At 59.1% G+C, this 13,048-nt stretch carries 10 protein-coding genes and 1 tRNA gene; 10 read left to right on the forward strand and 1 reads right to left on the reverse strand.

The window, feature by feature from the left end:
• Nucleotide 1 precedes the first annotated feature (1 nt).
• From HYPGJ_RS03435 to HYPGJ_RS03470, 7 genes are all read left to right on the forward strand, one after another.
• Nucleotides 2-1,768 (forward strand): acetolactate synthase 3 large subunit, encoded by a 1,767-nt coding sequence (locus HYPGJ_RS03435; protein ID WP_046845918.1) that lies wholly within the window; start codon nucleotides 2-4, stop codon nucleotides 1,766-1,768.
• Nucleotides 1,765-2,298 carry a hypothetical protein gene (locus HYPGJ_RS03440; protein ID WP_046845919.1) on the forward strand — a complete coding sequence of 178 codons (534 nt, stop codon included), beginning with the start codon at nucleotides 1,765-1,767 and terminating at the stop codon, nucleotides 2,296-2,298. Before HYPGJ_RS03435 ends, HYPGJ_RS03440 begins: the two co-directional genes overlap by 4 nt.
• 2 nt (nucleotides 2,299-2,300) lie before the next feature.
• Nucleotides 2,301-2,975: a glutathione S-transferase family protein gene (locus HYPGJ_RS03445; RefSeq protein ID WP_046845920.1), complete on the forward strand. Its 675-nt coding sequence runs from the start codon at nucleotides 2,301-2,303 to the stop codon at nucleotides 2,973-2,975.
• A gap of 17 nt (nucleotides 2,976-2,992) precedes the next feature.
• Nucleotides 2,993-3,541 (forward strand): acetolactate synthase small subunit, encoded by a 549-nt coding sequence (ilvN, locus tag HYPGJ_RS03450; RefSeq protein ID WP_013216035.1) that lies wholly within the window; start codon nucleotides 2,993-2,995, stop codon nucleotides 3,539-3,541.
• Nucleotides 3,542-3,783: 242 nt separating this feature from the next.
• A complete protein-coding gene (ilvC, locus tag HYPGJ_RS03460; RefSeq protein ID WP_013216034.1) occupies nucleotides 3,784-4,803 on the forward strand; it encodes a ketol-acid reductoisomerase in 1,020 nt (339 codons plus the stop codon).
• Nucleotides 4,804-5,540: 737 nt separating this feature from the next.
• A complete protein-coding gene (locus HYPGJ_RS03465) occupies nucleotides 5,541-6,284 on the forward strand; it encodes an NUDIX hydrolase (RefSeq protein WP_046845922.1) in 744 nt (247 codons plus the stop codon).
• Between the two features lie 112 nt (nucleotides 6,285-6,396).
• The gene (locus tag HYPGJ_RS03470) at nucleotides 6,397-7,311 is read left to right on the forward strand and encodes a PhzF family phenazine biosynthesis protein (protein WP_046845923.1); all 915 of its coding nucleotides are present in this window, start codon (nucleotides 6,397-6,399) and stop codon (nucleotides 7,309-7,311) included.
• A 14-nt stretch (nucleotides 7,312-7,325) separates the two neighbouring features.
• Here the strand turns inward: HYPGJ_RS03470 and HYPGJ_RS03475 are convergent, their stop codons facing one another.
• On the reverse strand, nucleotides 7,326-7,886 hold the full coding sequence (locus HYPGJ_RS03475) for a cytochrome b (RefSeq protein ID WP_046845924.1): 561 nt from the start codon (nucleotides 7,884-7,886) through the stop codon (nucleotides 7,326-7,328).
• A gap of 442 nt (nucleotides 7,887-8,328) precedes the next feature.
• On the opposite strand from HYPGJ_RS03475, the gene HYPGJ_RS03480 reads away from it, so the two are divergent.
• The 3 genes from HYPGJ_RS03480 to HYPGJ_RS03490 all read left to right on the forward strand — a co-directional run bounded on the left by HYPGJ_RS03480 (nucleotide 8,329) and on the right by HYPGJ_RS03490 (nucleotide 12,919).
• On the forward strand, nucleotides 8,329-9,909 hold the full coding sequence (locus tag HYPGJ_RS03480) for a 2-isopropylmalate synthase (RefSeq protein ID WP_046845925.1): 1,581 nt from the start codon (nucleotides 8,329-8,331) through the stop codon (nucleotides 9,907-9,909).
• Nucleotides 9,910-10,077: 168 nt separating this feature from the next.
• A tRNA-Lys gene (locus tag HYPGJ_RS03485) sits at nucleotides 10,078-10,153 on the forward strand.
• 435 nt (nucleotides 10,154-10,588) lie between these two features.
• On the forward strand, nucleotides 10,589-12,919 hold the full coding sequence (locus tag HYPGJ_RS03490; RefSeq protein WP_046845926.1) for a hypothetical protein: 2,331 nt from the start codon (nucleotides 10,589-10,591) through the stop codon (nucleotides 12,917-12,919).
• Nucleotides 12,920-13,048: the final 129 nt, after the last annotated feature.

Below are 13,048 nucleotides of genomic sequence, written 5' to 3' on the forward strand. Positions count from 1 at the left end.
CATGGCACGAACAATGACGGGTGCCGAAATCGTTCTGACCGCGCTCGCCGACCAGGGCGTCGAGTTGATTTTTGGCTATCCGGGCGGAGCCGTCCTGCCGATCTACGATGAGATTTTCCAGCAGGACAAGATCCGCCACATCCTCGTGCGCCAGGAAGGCGGCGCGCTGCACGCGGCCGAAGGCTACGCGCGTTCGACGGGCAAGGTCGGCGTGTGTTTGGTGACGTCGGGGCCCGGCGCGACCAACGCTGTGACCGGCCTCGCCGACGCGCTGATGGATTCGATCCCGATCGTCTGCATCACCGGCCAGGTGCCGACGCACCTCATCGGCAACGATGCGTTCCAGGAATGCGATACCGTCGGCATCACGCGTCCGTGCACAAAGCACAACACGCTCGTGAAGAACGTCAACGATCTCGCACGCGTGCTGCACGAAGCCTTTCATATCGCGCGCACAGGCCGTCCCGGTCCGGTCGTGGTCGACATTCCGAAGGACGTGCAGTTCGCAACCGGCAATTACGTCGGCCCGTCGAACATCCAGCATAAGACCTACCGTCCATACCTGAAGCCGGACCAGTCGGCCGTGCGCGAAGCGGTCGAGGTGATCGCGGCCGCCAAGAAGCCGGTCTTCTATACCGGTGGCGGCGTCATCAATTCCGGCCCGAAGGCGAGCCAGCTGCTGCGCGAACTCGTGCGCATGACGGGCTACCCGATCACGTCGACGCTGATGGGTCTCGGCGCCTATCCCGCGTCCGACAAGCAGTGGCTCGGCATGCTCGGCATGCACGGCACCTACGAAGCCAACCTCGCGATGCACGATTGCGACGTGATGATCAACATCGGCGCCCGCTTCGACGACCGCATCACCGGCCGCATCGACGCGTTCTCGCCGGACTCGAAGAAGATCCACGTCGACATCGATCCATCGTCGATCAACAAGAACATCCAGGTCGACATCCCGATCGTCGGCGATTGCACCTACGTGCTCGAAGAGATGCTGAAGATCTGGAAAGCCAAGGCGCCCGTGCTCGATAAAGCGGCACATAAAGCGTGGTGGAAGCAGATCGACGGCTGGCGGGCGAAAAAATCGCTTGCCTACAAGAACTCCAAAGACATGATCATGCCTCAGTATGCGTGTCAGCGTCTTTACGAGTTGACGAAAGACCGCGACACCTACTTCACGACCGAGGTCGGCCAGCATCAGATGTGGGCCGCCCAATTCCTCCACTTCGAGGAGCCGAACCGTTGGATGACGTCGGGCGGACTTGGAACGATGGGATACGGGCTGCCGGCCGCGATCGGCGTGCAGCTTGCGCATCCGAAGTCGCTCGTCGTCGACGTGGCGGGCGATGCGTCCATTCTCATGAACATTCAGGAATGCTCGACGGCGGTTCAGTACCGGCTGCCGGTGAAGGTGTTCATCATGAACAATGAGTACATGGGCATGGTGCGCCAGTGGCAGCAGCTTCTGCACGGCAATCGCCTGTCGGAAAGCTACACGGAAGCGCTTCCGGATTTCGTCAAGCTCGCCGACGCCTATGGCTGGACCGGCATGCGTTGCGATCATCCCGCCGATCTCGACGACGCGATCGAGGCGATGATCAATACCAAGGGCCCGGTCATCTTCGACTGCCACGTCGCCAAGCTCGCCAACTGCTTCCCGATGATCCCGTCGGGCAAAGCTCATAACGAAATGCTGCTCGGCGAAAACGTTTCCGACGAAGAAGTCGAGCGCGCGATCGGCGATGAAGGCAAGGTATTGGTGTGAGACACATCAAAACACGCAGTGGTCTCTGGGGCTTTCTCATTGCGCTCGCATTGGGTGCGACGGCAGTTGCTCCGGCGCCTGCGTTCGCCAAGGAGTCGTGGGACCGCGTCGCCAACATCAAGGACTCGGCGAAGCGTCTTGCCGAGCTGCATAAGCGCGAAGGTTCGCAGGGCGTCCTGAAGTTTCTCGACGCCTGCTACCGCACCCAGATGCTGTCGAGCAACTATACCCCCGGCCTCGAGTCCTGCATGGCGCAGGATTACATGCACTCGCAGGTGCTGGCGCGCATCTATGCGCGAATTCCGCAAGCCGAGCGCGTGCGCATGGGCGTCCCGGCGCCCGAAGACATTGCCAACTCCATGGGACAGCGGTTCGTCGCCGCGTTCAAGCAATACAAGATATCGGTCAAGGAAGCCGACGCTTTCAGAAAGCTCGTCGATAAAAACGGCATGCCGATCTTCATCAAATCCGCGTTTCCGCCGAACACGCCTGGCGATGCGGGCAGCGACGGCGCTCAGGGCGGGCGCTGACCATGCTGAAACTCGTGATCGCCAACAAGCTGTATTCGTCGTGGTCGCTGCGTCCGTGGGCGCTCCTCAAAGCTTTCGACATCCAGTTCGAAGAAGTCACCATTCCGCTGCGTCGTCCCGACAGCCGCGAGCGGCTTATGGAATATTCGCCGTCCGGCAAGGTTCCGGTACTGGTCGATGATGACGTGTTCGTCTGGGAAAGCATGGCGATCGTTGAAACGATCGCCGAGCGCTACCCCGATCGCGCAATCTGGCCGCGCGATGCCAAGGCGCGTGCGCACGCTCGCGCGATTTCAAACGAAATGCACAGCGGCTTTCAGGCGCTCCGCCAGGCATGCCCGATGCATCTCGGGGCGCGGTTCGCGACGCCCGTGCTGACGGACTCGCTGCAGGCGAACATCGATCGCATCGAAGATATCTGGTCCGAAGCCCGCAATCGTTTCGGTGGCAACGGGCCGTATCTCTACGGCGCCTTCACGGCGGCCGACGCCATGTACCTTCCGATCGTCACGCGCTTCGAGACTTATGGAGTGCCGGTTCGCGAGGCGACGCGCGCCTACATGGACACCATGCTCGCGCATCCCGCTTTTGTTGAATGGCGAACGGCGGCATTCAAGGAAGAGTGGAGAATACCGGATTATGCGGTGGGCCACACGCTCATCGAAAGCTACGTCTGACGATTGAGATCATCACAATGGCCGAGCCGCAGAAGCAGTCCCACTATCCAAGTCCAGCGCGCACGCAGGAGATCGTCTCCCGCACGCTGTCGATCTTCGTCGACAACGAACCGGGCGTGCTGGCGCGCGTCATCGGTCTGTTTGCCGGCCGCGGCTACAACATCGACTCGTTGACCGTGACCGAGGTCGAGCACGAGAAACACCTGTCGCGCATCACCGTCATCACCAGCGGCACGCCGGCCGTGCTGCAGCAGATCAAGCATCAGCTCGAACGGCTCGTGCCGGTGCACCGCGTGCGCGACCTGACGGAAGAGGGCGATGCCATCGAGCGCGAGCTGGCGCTGATCAAGGTTGTCGGCAAAGGCGAAAAGCGGATCGAGGCGCTGCGCATTGCCGAGATTTTCCGTGCCCGCGTCGTCGACACCTCGACCGAGCACTTCGTTTTCGAGATGACGGGCAAGCCGTCGAAGATCGAGACCTTCCTCAATCTCATGATCGAGCTTGGCCTCGCCGAAGTCTCGCGCACCGGCATCGCCGCCATCGGGCGCGGTCCCGGCGGCCACTGAATTTCGTACTAGGGAGCATCCAGAAAGCCGGCCTGCAAAAAGTTCAGTTAATGAAGCTCGGCTGGTCCGGGCTTTGAACCCCCCCGTCCGTTGCTGCCGCGTCCGTTCGCGCACGCAATGACCGTTGAAACGGCGGGGCGTTCTGAGTAGGTTCCGGCCATATTTTCTGGGCGCTCTCTATCGCGTCCCACGTCAACCCAGCCCGACCGTCGATTCCGACCGGGGAACCCGAAAGGCCGCCCATGCGCGTCTATTACGATCGTGATGCCGACATCAATCTCATCAAGTCGAAGAAAGTTGCTGTCGTCGGCTACGGCAGCCAGGGCCACGCGCACGCGCTGAACCTTCGCGACTCGGGCGTCAAGGACGTCGCGATCGCGCTTCGCAAGGGCTCGGCCTCCGCGCAGAAAGCGGAGAAGGAAGGCTTCAAGGTTCTCGACGTGGCGGAAGCCGCCAAGTGGGCCGACGTCATCATGATGCTGACGCCCGACGAGCTGCAGGGCGACATCTACAAAGATCACCTCGCTCCGAACATGAAGAAGGGCGCTGCTCTGCTCTTCGCGCACGGCCTCAACGTGCATTTCAATCTGATCGAGCCGCGCGACGATCTCGACGTCGGCATGGTCGCGCCGAAAGGCCCGGGCCACACTGTTCGCGGTGAATACCAGAAGGGTGGCGGCGTGCCGTGCCTCATCGCCGTGCATCAGGACAAGAGCGGCAACGCGCACGATCTCTTTCTTTCGTATGCGTCGGCCATCGGCGGCGGCCGCTCGGGCGTCATCGAGACGACGTTCCGCGAGGAATGCGAAACGGATCTCTTCGGCGAGCAGGCAGTTCTCTGCGGTGGTCTCGTCGAACTCATCCGCAACGGCTTCGAAACGCTCGTCGAAGCGGGCTACGCCCCGGAGATGGCCTATTTCGAGTGCCTGCACGAAGTGAAGCTCATCGTCGACCTCATCTATGAAGGCGGCATCGCCAACATGAACTACTCGATCTCGAACACGGCCGAGTACGGCGAATACCGCACCGGCCCGCGCATCGTCACGCCCGAGACGAAAGCCGAGATGAAGAAGGTCCTCGCCGACATTCAGTCCGGCCGCTTCACGCGCGACTGGATGCTCGAATGCAAGGCCGGCCAGCCGAGCTTCAAGGCGACGCGCCGCCTGAACGACAGCCATCAGATCGAAGAAGTCGGCGCCAAGCTGCGCGCGATGATGCCGTGGATCTCGAAGAACAAGCTCGTCGACAAGGGCAAGAACTAAAGTTCGCCGCGTTCAGCGGCGCCCGGACTATCGAACATGGAAGCGGCGGATCGATTTCCGCCGCTTTTTTTTTATTCGGCGATCGCCGACGTTGACGCGCACGAGCGCACGAGCGCACGAGCGCACGACATCGAGACGAATTGTAGAATAGGGAATATGAGGAGAATGCCGAAGCCGTGAACCGACCCGCACTGCCGCTCTCTTGGGGAGGGTTTACGTGCGGCAGCGCGGGCGGTCCACGTCATATCCAGCCGTTCGCCCAATACGCAGGACGGATGGCCGGGACTAACGCGGGCGGCAGAGGAGCGGGGACCTCTGCCGCCCGTTTCCGAATTCTGCCGCTCACGCAGCTTCCTCGGATATGGTGGGGCTCCGCGCAGCACCTTTGCTACGTGGGCCCGATGGCTGTTCCATCGGGAGGCAGAACGACCCCTGCAGGCACCTCGCCGCGCATCGATCCTGATGCAACACCAGGACTTAGAACCGGCAATGAGGTGCTGGGAGATCTTGACTGTCGCCCCCCAGCGACGCTGTCTTGAGAGCGATATGCGATTGGAATCGTGTCCACGTCATGACCGAACTTCGCAATTTACATGGCCAAGCAGATTTTATGCGGAGACGCGACCCTGCGAAAACATGCGATGATATCAGTGCTTTGAGCATTTAAATCTGTCTCAAAATGACCGCTGCGGGTTCTAATCAGATCGAGACTTATTTGTGGCTTGGCTGTTTGTTCGATGACGCAAAGTGAGTTCGATCGCGTGACGCGCAACGATTTGGATGGCGTCAAAAAACTTTCCTCGTGTCTGTTGCAGGTGAGTTCCGCGCGCTGGGCGTTTGCAGACGAAAACGCCGGCGCGATCGATGTGCAATGGGCCGAAGCAAAACGCACCAATCCGAATTACTTCAACGGCACGATCTATCTCGTCGACGGCGTGACGATCTCTGACGGAGCGTTGCGAGCATCGCTGCTGCGCACGGATTTCAAAAGCTATCTGTATTGGCGGCTCGCGGGTTTTCCGAATGCGGGCGTTCTCGACGGCTTCGGCTCTGCGATCATTCGCACACAAGGCGGACACATCATGCTCGGTCGTCAGCGAATGGGAAACGTCAACGGCGGACAAGCCTATGCACCTGCCGGGTTCATCGACGAGAAGGATGTCGGCGCCGACGGAATCGTTCGCATTGATCGCTCGGCGCTGCGCGAGGCTGCCGAGGAAACAGGCATCGATCCTGACGCGCTCGAGAAAGACGACGGCTACTATCTGACCCGCTCCGGAGCGCAGCTGTCGATCGGCGTGCCGTTGCGCGTCAACGTGACGGCGGCCGAATTCGTCCGTCGCGCCGAGGCGCACATCCGCGCCACGAGCAATTCGGAACTGGACGCGATCATCTCCGTCGCCGGAGTGTCCGACATCGAGAACCTTCCGATGCCGCGCTACATGCGTGTGCTGATGGATGCGCTTTTCGCAGGCATCTGATCCTGCTCTCCCACTGCAAAAAATGCTTGGCGGCAGAAGCGCCTTGCCTCATGGTGCCGCCGCTCCGCTGATAGGGCGTGGGTTCGGCTCATAGCGGGGAGACTGGCGCGCAATGGCGCTCAATTACTATATCCTTGACGTATTCACCGAGAGACCGTTCGGCGGCAATCCGCTGGCGGTCGTCACCGAAGCCGACAGTCTCTCGAGCGCCGACATGCAGACGATCGCGCGCGAGTTCAATCTCTCTGAAACGGTTTTCGTTCTGACACCGACGAGCGCCGGACACACTGCCCGCATCCGCATCTTTACGCCAAGCCGCGAGCTGGCTTTTGCCGGTCATCCGACGCTCGGCGCCGCGGTACTGCTGGCGGAACTTCGATCGCAGCCGCAGCTCAACGGCGAGAGCGATGCGATCATCGCGCTAGAAGAAGAAATCGGCAGCGTCCGCGTCGGCGTCCGCTTGCGCACGCAGGCCGCGGCATTCGGCGAGTTCGATGCGCCGAAAGCGACCGCAACCCTCGAACGTCTGCCGGAGCCGGAGGAAGTGTCCGCCGCTGTCGGACTGATCCCGATCGAGGTCGGATTCGAAAATCACAAGCCGACCCTGCTCAGGGGTGCGAACAACTTCGCGTTCGTGCCGGTCGCTAATCTTGAAGCGATGGCGAAAGTGAAAGTCGCGCCGCAGCGCTGGGCGGAAGTTTTCTCATCCCGCGACGTGCACGGTGTCTTTCTCTATACGCGCCAGTGCGTGCGCGTGCAGTCGGCGTTCCATGCCCGCATGTTCGCTCCCGATCTCGGCGTGCCGGAAGACCCCGCGACCGGTTCGGCCGCGGCCGGCTTCGCGCACGTCATCAACGAGTTCGACGAATTGCCCGACGGCACGCACAAGCGCGCCATCGAGCAGGGCATCGAGATGGGCCGTCCGAGCGCCATCGCGCTGACGATGACCATCGGGCGCGGCAAGCTCGAGACGGTACGCATCGGCGGCCATGCTATCCGGGTCGCCGAGGGCAAGCTCCTCGCCTGACGTCTGCGGCTTGTTCAGCGACCGCGCGGCAGCATCCGGAGAAGCGTGTTGTCTTTCTGCAGATAATGATGCGCGAGCGCTGCCAGCGCGTGAAACCCGATCAGGAAGTAGAGCGCGTTGCCGATGTACTCGTGCACGCCCTCGATCTGCTTGGCGAGGTCCTTGTTTTCGGCAATCAGCGGCGGCAGCGTCAGCCCGAAGAACGGGATCGGCTTGCCTTCCCCGCTCAGGATGAGCCAACCGAGCACCGGCATCGCGATCATTGCCGCATAAAGCGCCGCATGCATTGCGTGCGCAGCGCCCGTCTGCCAGGCGCTCGGGCGCGGCACGATTTGAGGCGCGCGTGTCTGGCTTCTAAGGAAAATCCGGACGATGACCAGCAGCAGGACCGTCAGCCCGAGCATGAAATGCAATGCTTTGAGTTGGTCTCTGGGGTCGCTGCCCTTGGGAAAGTACACACGCAGTTCGATCGCCGCAAACACCGCTGCGATGAGGATGGCCGTGAACCAATGGATCGCGATGAGGGCGGGCGGGTAGGTCTCCCGGCGGAGCGTCGTTCCGGCAACCGAAGTCATAATGAGGTGTCTCCAAGCGTTTTGCGGGCATCAGAATTAAGGAAGGCTAAGCCGGCCCCGCGTGCCCGGCTGAACGGCGAATGCTTTACGACCCGTCGGTCGAGGCGCCGCACCTCACCCACTCTTGCATTTTGGGATTACTTTAGACCATTTAAAGATTGCCGGGCTTGACACGGGCGGGGGTTTTGGCGTTCCACAGGATCAGATGACACAGGTACCGTTCCCAGTTTGGCCTTGCGCGCAGCGCGCCCTCCGTCAGGAGCGTGCCCGGGAATTCGTGTGCTGGTGCGAAAATGGTTTCCTATTGCCGCTTACGGGCCCCTGGGCCGCATGAAACTCGGCTGTCCGCCGGGTGGTGCTCAGGGGATCGACGACTTTTAAATAGCGTAGAGCGACAAGCGGCGACCCCCATGAGCGGTCGCCCGGCAAAGGATAGAAACCGATGACGTCCGTTACCGATAATGCGCCGGCCGTGCCGAAGCGCGACGAAGACAAGATCCTGATTTTCGATACCACGCTCCGCGACGGCGAACAGTGCCCCGGCGCGACGATGACGTTCGAGGAAAAGCTTCAGGTCGCCGAGCTCCTCGACGACATGGGCGTCGATATCATCGAAGCGGGCTTCCCGATCGCGTCGGAGGGCGACTTCGAGGCGGTGACCGAAATCTCCAAGCTGGCGCGGCAGTCGGTGATCTGCGGATTGGCCCGCGCCAACTTCGCCGACATCGATCGCGCGGGCGAAGCCATCAAGCACGCCAAGCGCAGCCGCATTCATACCTTCATCGGCACGTCGCCTCTGCACCGCCAGCATCAGCTGCAGCTCTCGCAGGACGAGGTGTTCGAGCGCGTCGTCGCGTCCGTAACGCGCGCCCGCGGCTACACCGACGACGTCGAGTGGAGCGCCATGGACGCGACACGCACGGAGCACGATTATCTCTGCCGCGTCTGCGAAGCGGCGATCAAGGCCGGCGCCACGACCATCAACATCCCCGACACCGTCGGCTACGCGCTGCCCGAGGAATATTTCGACCTCATTACGATGTTGAGAACGCGCGTTCCGGGCATGGACAAGGTCGTCATTTCCACCCATTGCCACGACGATCTCGGCCTTGCAGCTGCAAACTCGCTCGCGGGCGTCCGCGCCGGCGCGCGCCAGATCGAATGCACGATCAACGGTCTCGGCGAGCGCGCAGGCAATGCGGCGCTGGAAGAGATCGTCATGGCGGTCCGCACGCGTCACGATCTGATGCCGCATCACACCGGCATCAAGACCGAGATGCTCTCGCGCGCCTCGAAGCTGGTCTCGGCAGTGACGAATTTCCCCGTCCAGTACAACAAGGCGATCGTCGGCCGGAACGCCTTTGCGCACGAAAGCGGCATCCATCAGGACGGCGTGCTGAAGCACACCGAGACTTACGAGATCATGACGCCGGAGTCCGTCGGCGTCGGAAAATCGTCGCTCGTCATGGGCAAGCACTCGGGCCGCGCCGCGTTCAAGTCGAAGCTCAAGGAACTCGGATACAACCTCGGCGACAACGCGATGGAAGACGCCTTCAATCGCTTCAAGGCGCTCGCCGACCGCAAGAAGCACGTTTACGATGAGGACATCGAAGCCCTCGTCGACGACGGCGTCGCGCACATGAACGACCGGGTCAAGGTCGCGGCGTTGACGGTGATCGCCGGAACGATGGGTCCGCAGTCGGCGACGCTGACGCTCGACATCGAAGGCCAGTCGAAAACGGTGCAGGCGGTCGGCAATGGACCTGTCGATGCAACCTTCAACGCCATTAAGCAGCTGCTGCCGCACAACGCCCGCCTGGATCTCTACCAGGTGCACGCCGTGACCGAAGGGACCGACGCCCAGGCCGAGGTTTCCGTGCGCCTAGAAGAGGACGGACGCATCGTGACTGGCCGCTCCGCCGACCCGGACACTCTGGTGGCCTCCGCCCGCGCCTATGTGGCGGCCCTTACCAAGCTGACGGTGAAACGGCAGAAAACCGCGCAGGCCCAGCAGGCCGTTTAGGCGGCGCTTCGGCGGGCTCGCATGCGGCATCGCCGACGCAGATAAGGCTTCGATCAAGAGGGGGTGGACAGTGCGGTTCGCCGATGCTATGCGCTCCCTCTACGGGGCCCGCAATTGGGCCCCTTCGACGTCCTTGGGCCATATCGCGGTCCACTAGGACGCCACGGCGGGTGATTAGCTCAGTTGGTAGAGCAGCTGACTCTTAATCAGCGGGTCGTAGGTTCGAATCCTACATCACCCACCAAATCAATGACTTAGCGTTACGGCCTATACGTCATAAAAACTATAAACTCCTATAAACTTTTTGACCACGCTTTTTAACGAACTGGCTTCGTCGGTCAGCTTTGGGCTGATGGCTGCGCTCTGACGCGCGATGAAGGGCGTTCTATTCCCTAAGAACCAGACCCTCAAGCGCGACAAGGTGAATGGTTGGCGGGCGCAATGCGCGCCGTACCCCTCCGGCTGTATAATTCCGAACACGCTGATCCTTCCCCCGATCAGGGTATTCCCACGTCACTGGACAAATTTCTAAAGCATGCAATCTAGCGAGCTGGGTTCGTGGGTCAGCTTAGGCTGACGGCTGCGCGGAACAGAATCAGGGGATGAGTGAGCGCAGTTATGGCTCACAATGTGGTGAGCGCATGCGGGACGATCGGGGGACTCGCGGTATGCATGAACAATGAGAGACGCATTCATTGGATACCCGGCTGAGCCGCCGGAGCTAGTCGATAACATCACGGCTGGTATTGAGACTTTTCGCAGTTGGCGACGCCCAACGCAACTGCGTCCATGGACCGACTTCGATGGTGCTTCATCACCAATTATCAAAGATGTTGTTCGTGCGATCCAAGAATGTGAGGCATCATTCTTTGATATTACCGTTCCGAATCCCAACGTCTTCTACGAAATCGGCTATGCTGTAGGTCTAGGAAAACCGATCTTCCTCACCTTGCTTGAGGCCTGGAAAGGCGGCATGCAGCGCCAGGTTGAGCTAGGGCTATTTGATACCCACAGACTAAAGCGTTATCGGAACGGAGCCGATCTTGCGAACATTGTGCGCGATGCACGCGAGCCTTATCAGCAAAGCCCTCCCGGAATTACAGTCGATCAGACCAGCCCGATATTTTTCCAGAACCATTTGGAGAAAATCGAATTTGCAACTTCATATTTTTCAGCAGTTAAGGCACAGCGGCTTGGGCTTCGCTCTTATGATCCAGCCGAAGATCATCGGTTGCCACTGGACCGCGCGTTCAGGGAAATAAACTCTTCTGGCGGCGTATATCTTTCATTGATACCGCAAACCATAAAAGGCGCAGAGGAGCACAATCTTCGCGCTTACCTTCTTGCTGGAATAGCGGACGGCGCTGGCATTCCCCGTGCGGTTTTGAAGTACCAAGACTTCACGGCCCCTTTCGACTTGCGCGACGGGGTGACGACAGTCAGAGATCGAAAAGAAATCAACGCGGCGGTTGTTGATCTGGTGCCTAGAATCCATGAGCGCCAACAGCAAATGCGTGTGCCCGCGCGTCCACTGGCACGATCACATTTGGTGAACCTGTCTCTGGGCGCCACTGCCGCTGAGAACGAACGACTAGTGCTGGATCATTACTTTCTGGAAACCCGCGAGTTCAAACGTACGCTGCGGGGAGAGGCTAGATTGGTTGTCGGACGAAAAGGGGTAGGAAAGACAGCGATCTTCTGGCAGGTGCGTAATCGTATTAGGGCCAACCGGGCAAATCTCGTTCTCGATTTGCGTCCGGAAGGCTTCCAGCTTCGAAAATTGAGCGAAGTCATTGCAAATAATTTTTCTGAAGCCACCCACTCGCACACCATGACGATTTTCTGGGAGTATGTCCTCTACTTAGAACTCGCTCATAAAATTTTGGAGGATGACTATGCAATATATGCCCGCGATAGTCGCATTACGGCATCGTACGAAAAACTTAGAAACGCTTATGAAAATGTGGACGAGTTCAGAGAAGGCGATTTCCCAGAGCGGCTTCTCCGATTGATAAACAGGCTTAGGCAAGAACTTGATACCGATGGCTATATCCGGGATGGCAAAATTCTAACAACTCCCGAACTTACGGAAATGATCTATAGGACGGATTTTCCGAAACTGCGAAATCTTATCATCGGTTACGTTGCCCTCAAAAAGCAAACCCTCATATTAGTAGATAACTTGGACCGCGGTTGGACTACTGCTGGCGTGACATCTAGTGACGTTCGCATCGTTCAGTGCCTAATGGACGCTGGAAGACGCATTGAAAGAGCTGCAGGAAAAGCCAATGTTCAAATCTCAACTGTAATTTTTCTCCGCGACGACATTTATCATTGGCTAATGGATGAAGCGAGCGATCGCGGCAAGGATAGTATTGTTTGGGTTCAATGGCGGGAGCCTGATTTATTGCTCCAATTAGTTGAAGCTAGATTGCAGACTGCGTGCGCGGAACTTGGGATCGAACCGCCGTTAAAGTTTGAGGATATTGTTGAGGGGAATATCGAAGGCGAACCTGTCTTCGATTACTTGGTTCGGCATTGCCTTCGCCGTCCACGATCGCTGCTAGACATGATTGAACTCTGCTTGTCTAACGCGGCACTTTCGGGAAGGGGGAAGATTACTGGCGCTGACGCTAAGCGAGCAGTTGCCTCCTATTCAACCGATATGCTTCGCGATTTGAACTATGAAATTCGTGACGTCGCACCCAACGCTAATCGCGTCATCTACTCTTACGCGAACGAGGGGATCAGGTTAGACAAACGCAATATCGAACGCATTGCGAGTCAACAACTAAAGGACGCCGCGGCTAGCGAGCGTTTTGTGCGAATGATGTTGTGGTTCGGATTTTTTGGAGTCATTGGATCTGGCGGCGCTGAAAATTACGTCTTTGATCATGGTGACGACGTTCAACTATTACTATCGCACGCTGGGAAGGCTAATAATCCGATCTTTTGCATTCATCCGCTGTTTCGCAGCGCTCTCTCTGCACGCGTTGATCTGCTTTTCTAATTGTCTTAAAGCAAAATTCTCGCGATATTGCTGGGCTGGATGATGATCAGGGCATAAGAAATTCATGGCCTGGATATTAGATATCAAGCCACGCTGGTTAAATAAACTGGTGAAATGGAACGCGATTTG

It is taken from the genome of Hyphomicrobium sp. GJ21 (assembly GCF_001006785.1).
Classification (GTDB): Bacteria; Pseudomonadota; Alphaproteobacteria; order Rhizobiales; family Hyphomicrobiaceae; genus Hyphomicrobium_B.

Bases quoted from the DNA above. Each gene is read 5' to 3' on its own strand.
- HYPGJ_RS03435 (WP_046845918.1), top strand. From the start codon at position 2: ATGGCACGAACAATGACGGGTGCCGAAATCGTTCTGACCGCGCTCGCC.
- HYPGJ_RS03445 (WP_046845920.1), top strand. From the start codon at position 2,301: ATGCTGAAACTCGTGATCGCCAACAAGCTGTATTCGTCGTGGTCGCTG.
- ilvN (WP_013216035.1), top strand. From the start codon at position 2,993: ATGGCCGAGCCGCAGAAGCAGTCCCACTATCCAAGTCCAGCGCGCACG.
- ilvC (WP_013216034.1), top strand. From the start codon at position 3,784: ATGCGCGTCTATTACGATCGTGATGCCGACATCAATCTCATCAAGTCG.
- HYPGJ_RS03465 (WP_046845922.1), top strand. From the start codon at position 5,541: ATGACGCAAAGTGAGTTCGATCGCGTGACGCGCAACGATTTGGATGGC.
- HYPGJ_RS03470 (WP_046845923.1), top strand. From the start codon at position 6,397: ATGGCGCTCAATTACTATATCCTTGACGTATTCACCGAGAGACCGTTC.
- HYPGJ_RS03475 (WP_046845924.1), bottom strand. From the start codon at position 7,886: ATGACTTCGGTTGCCGGAACGACGCTCCGCCGGGAGACCTACCCGCCC.
- HYPGJ_RS03480 (WP_046845925.1), top strand. From the start codon at position 8,329: ATGACGTCCGTTACCGATAATGCGCCGGCCGTGCCGAAGCGCGACGAA.
- HYPGJ_RS03490 (WP_046845926.1), top strand. From the start codon at position 10,589: ATGAGAGACGCATTCATTGGATACCCGGCTGAGCCGCCGGAGCTAGTC.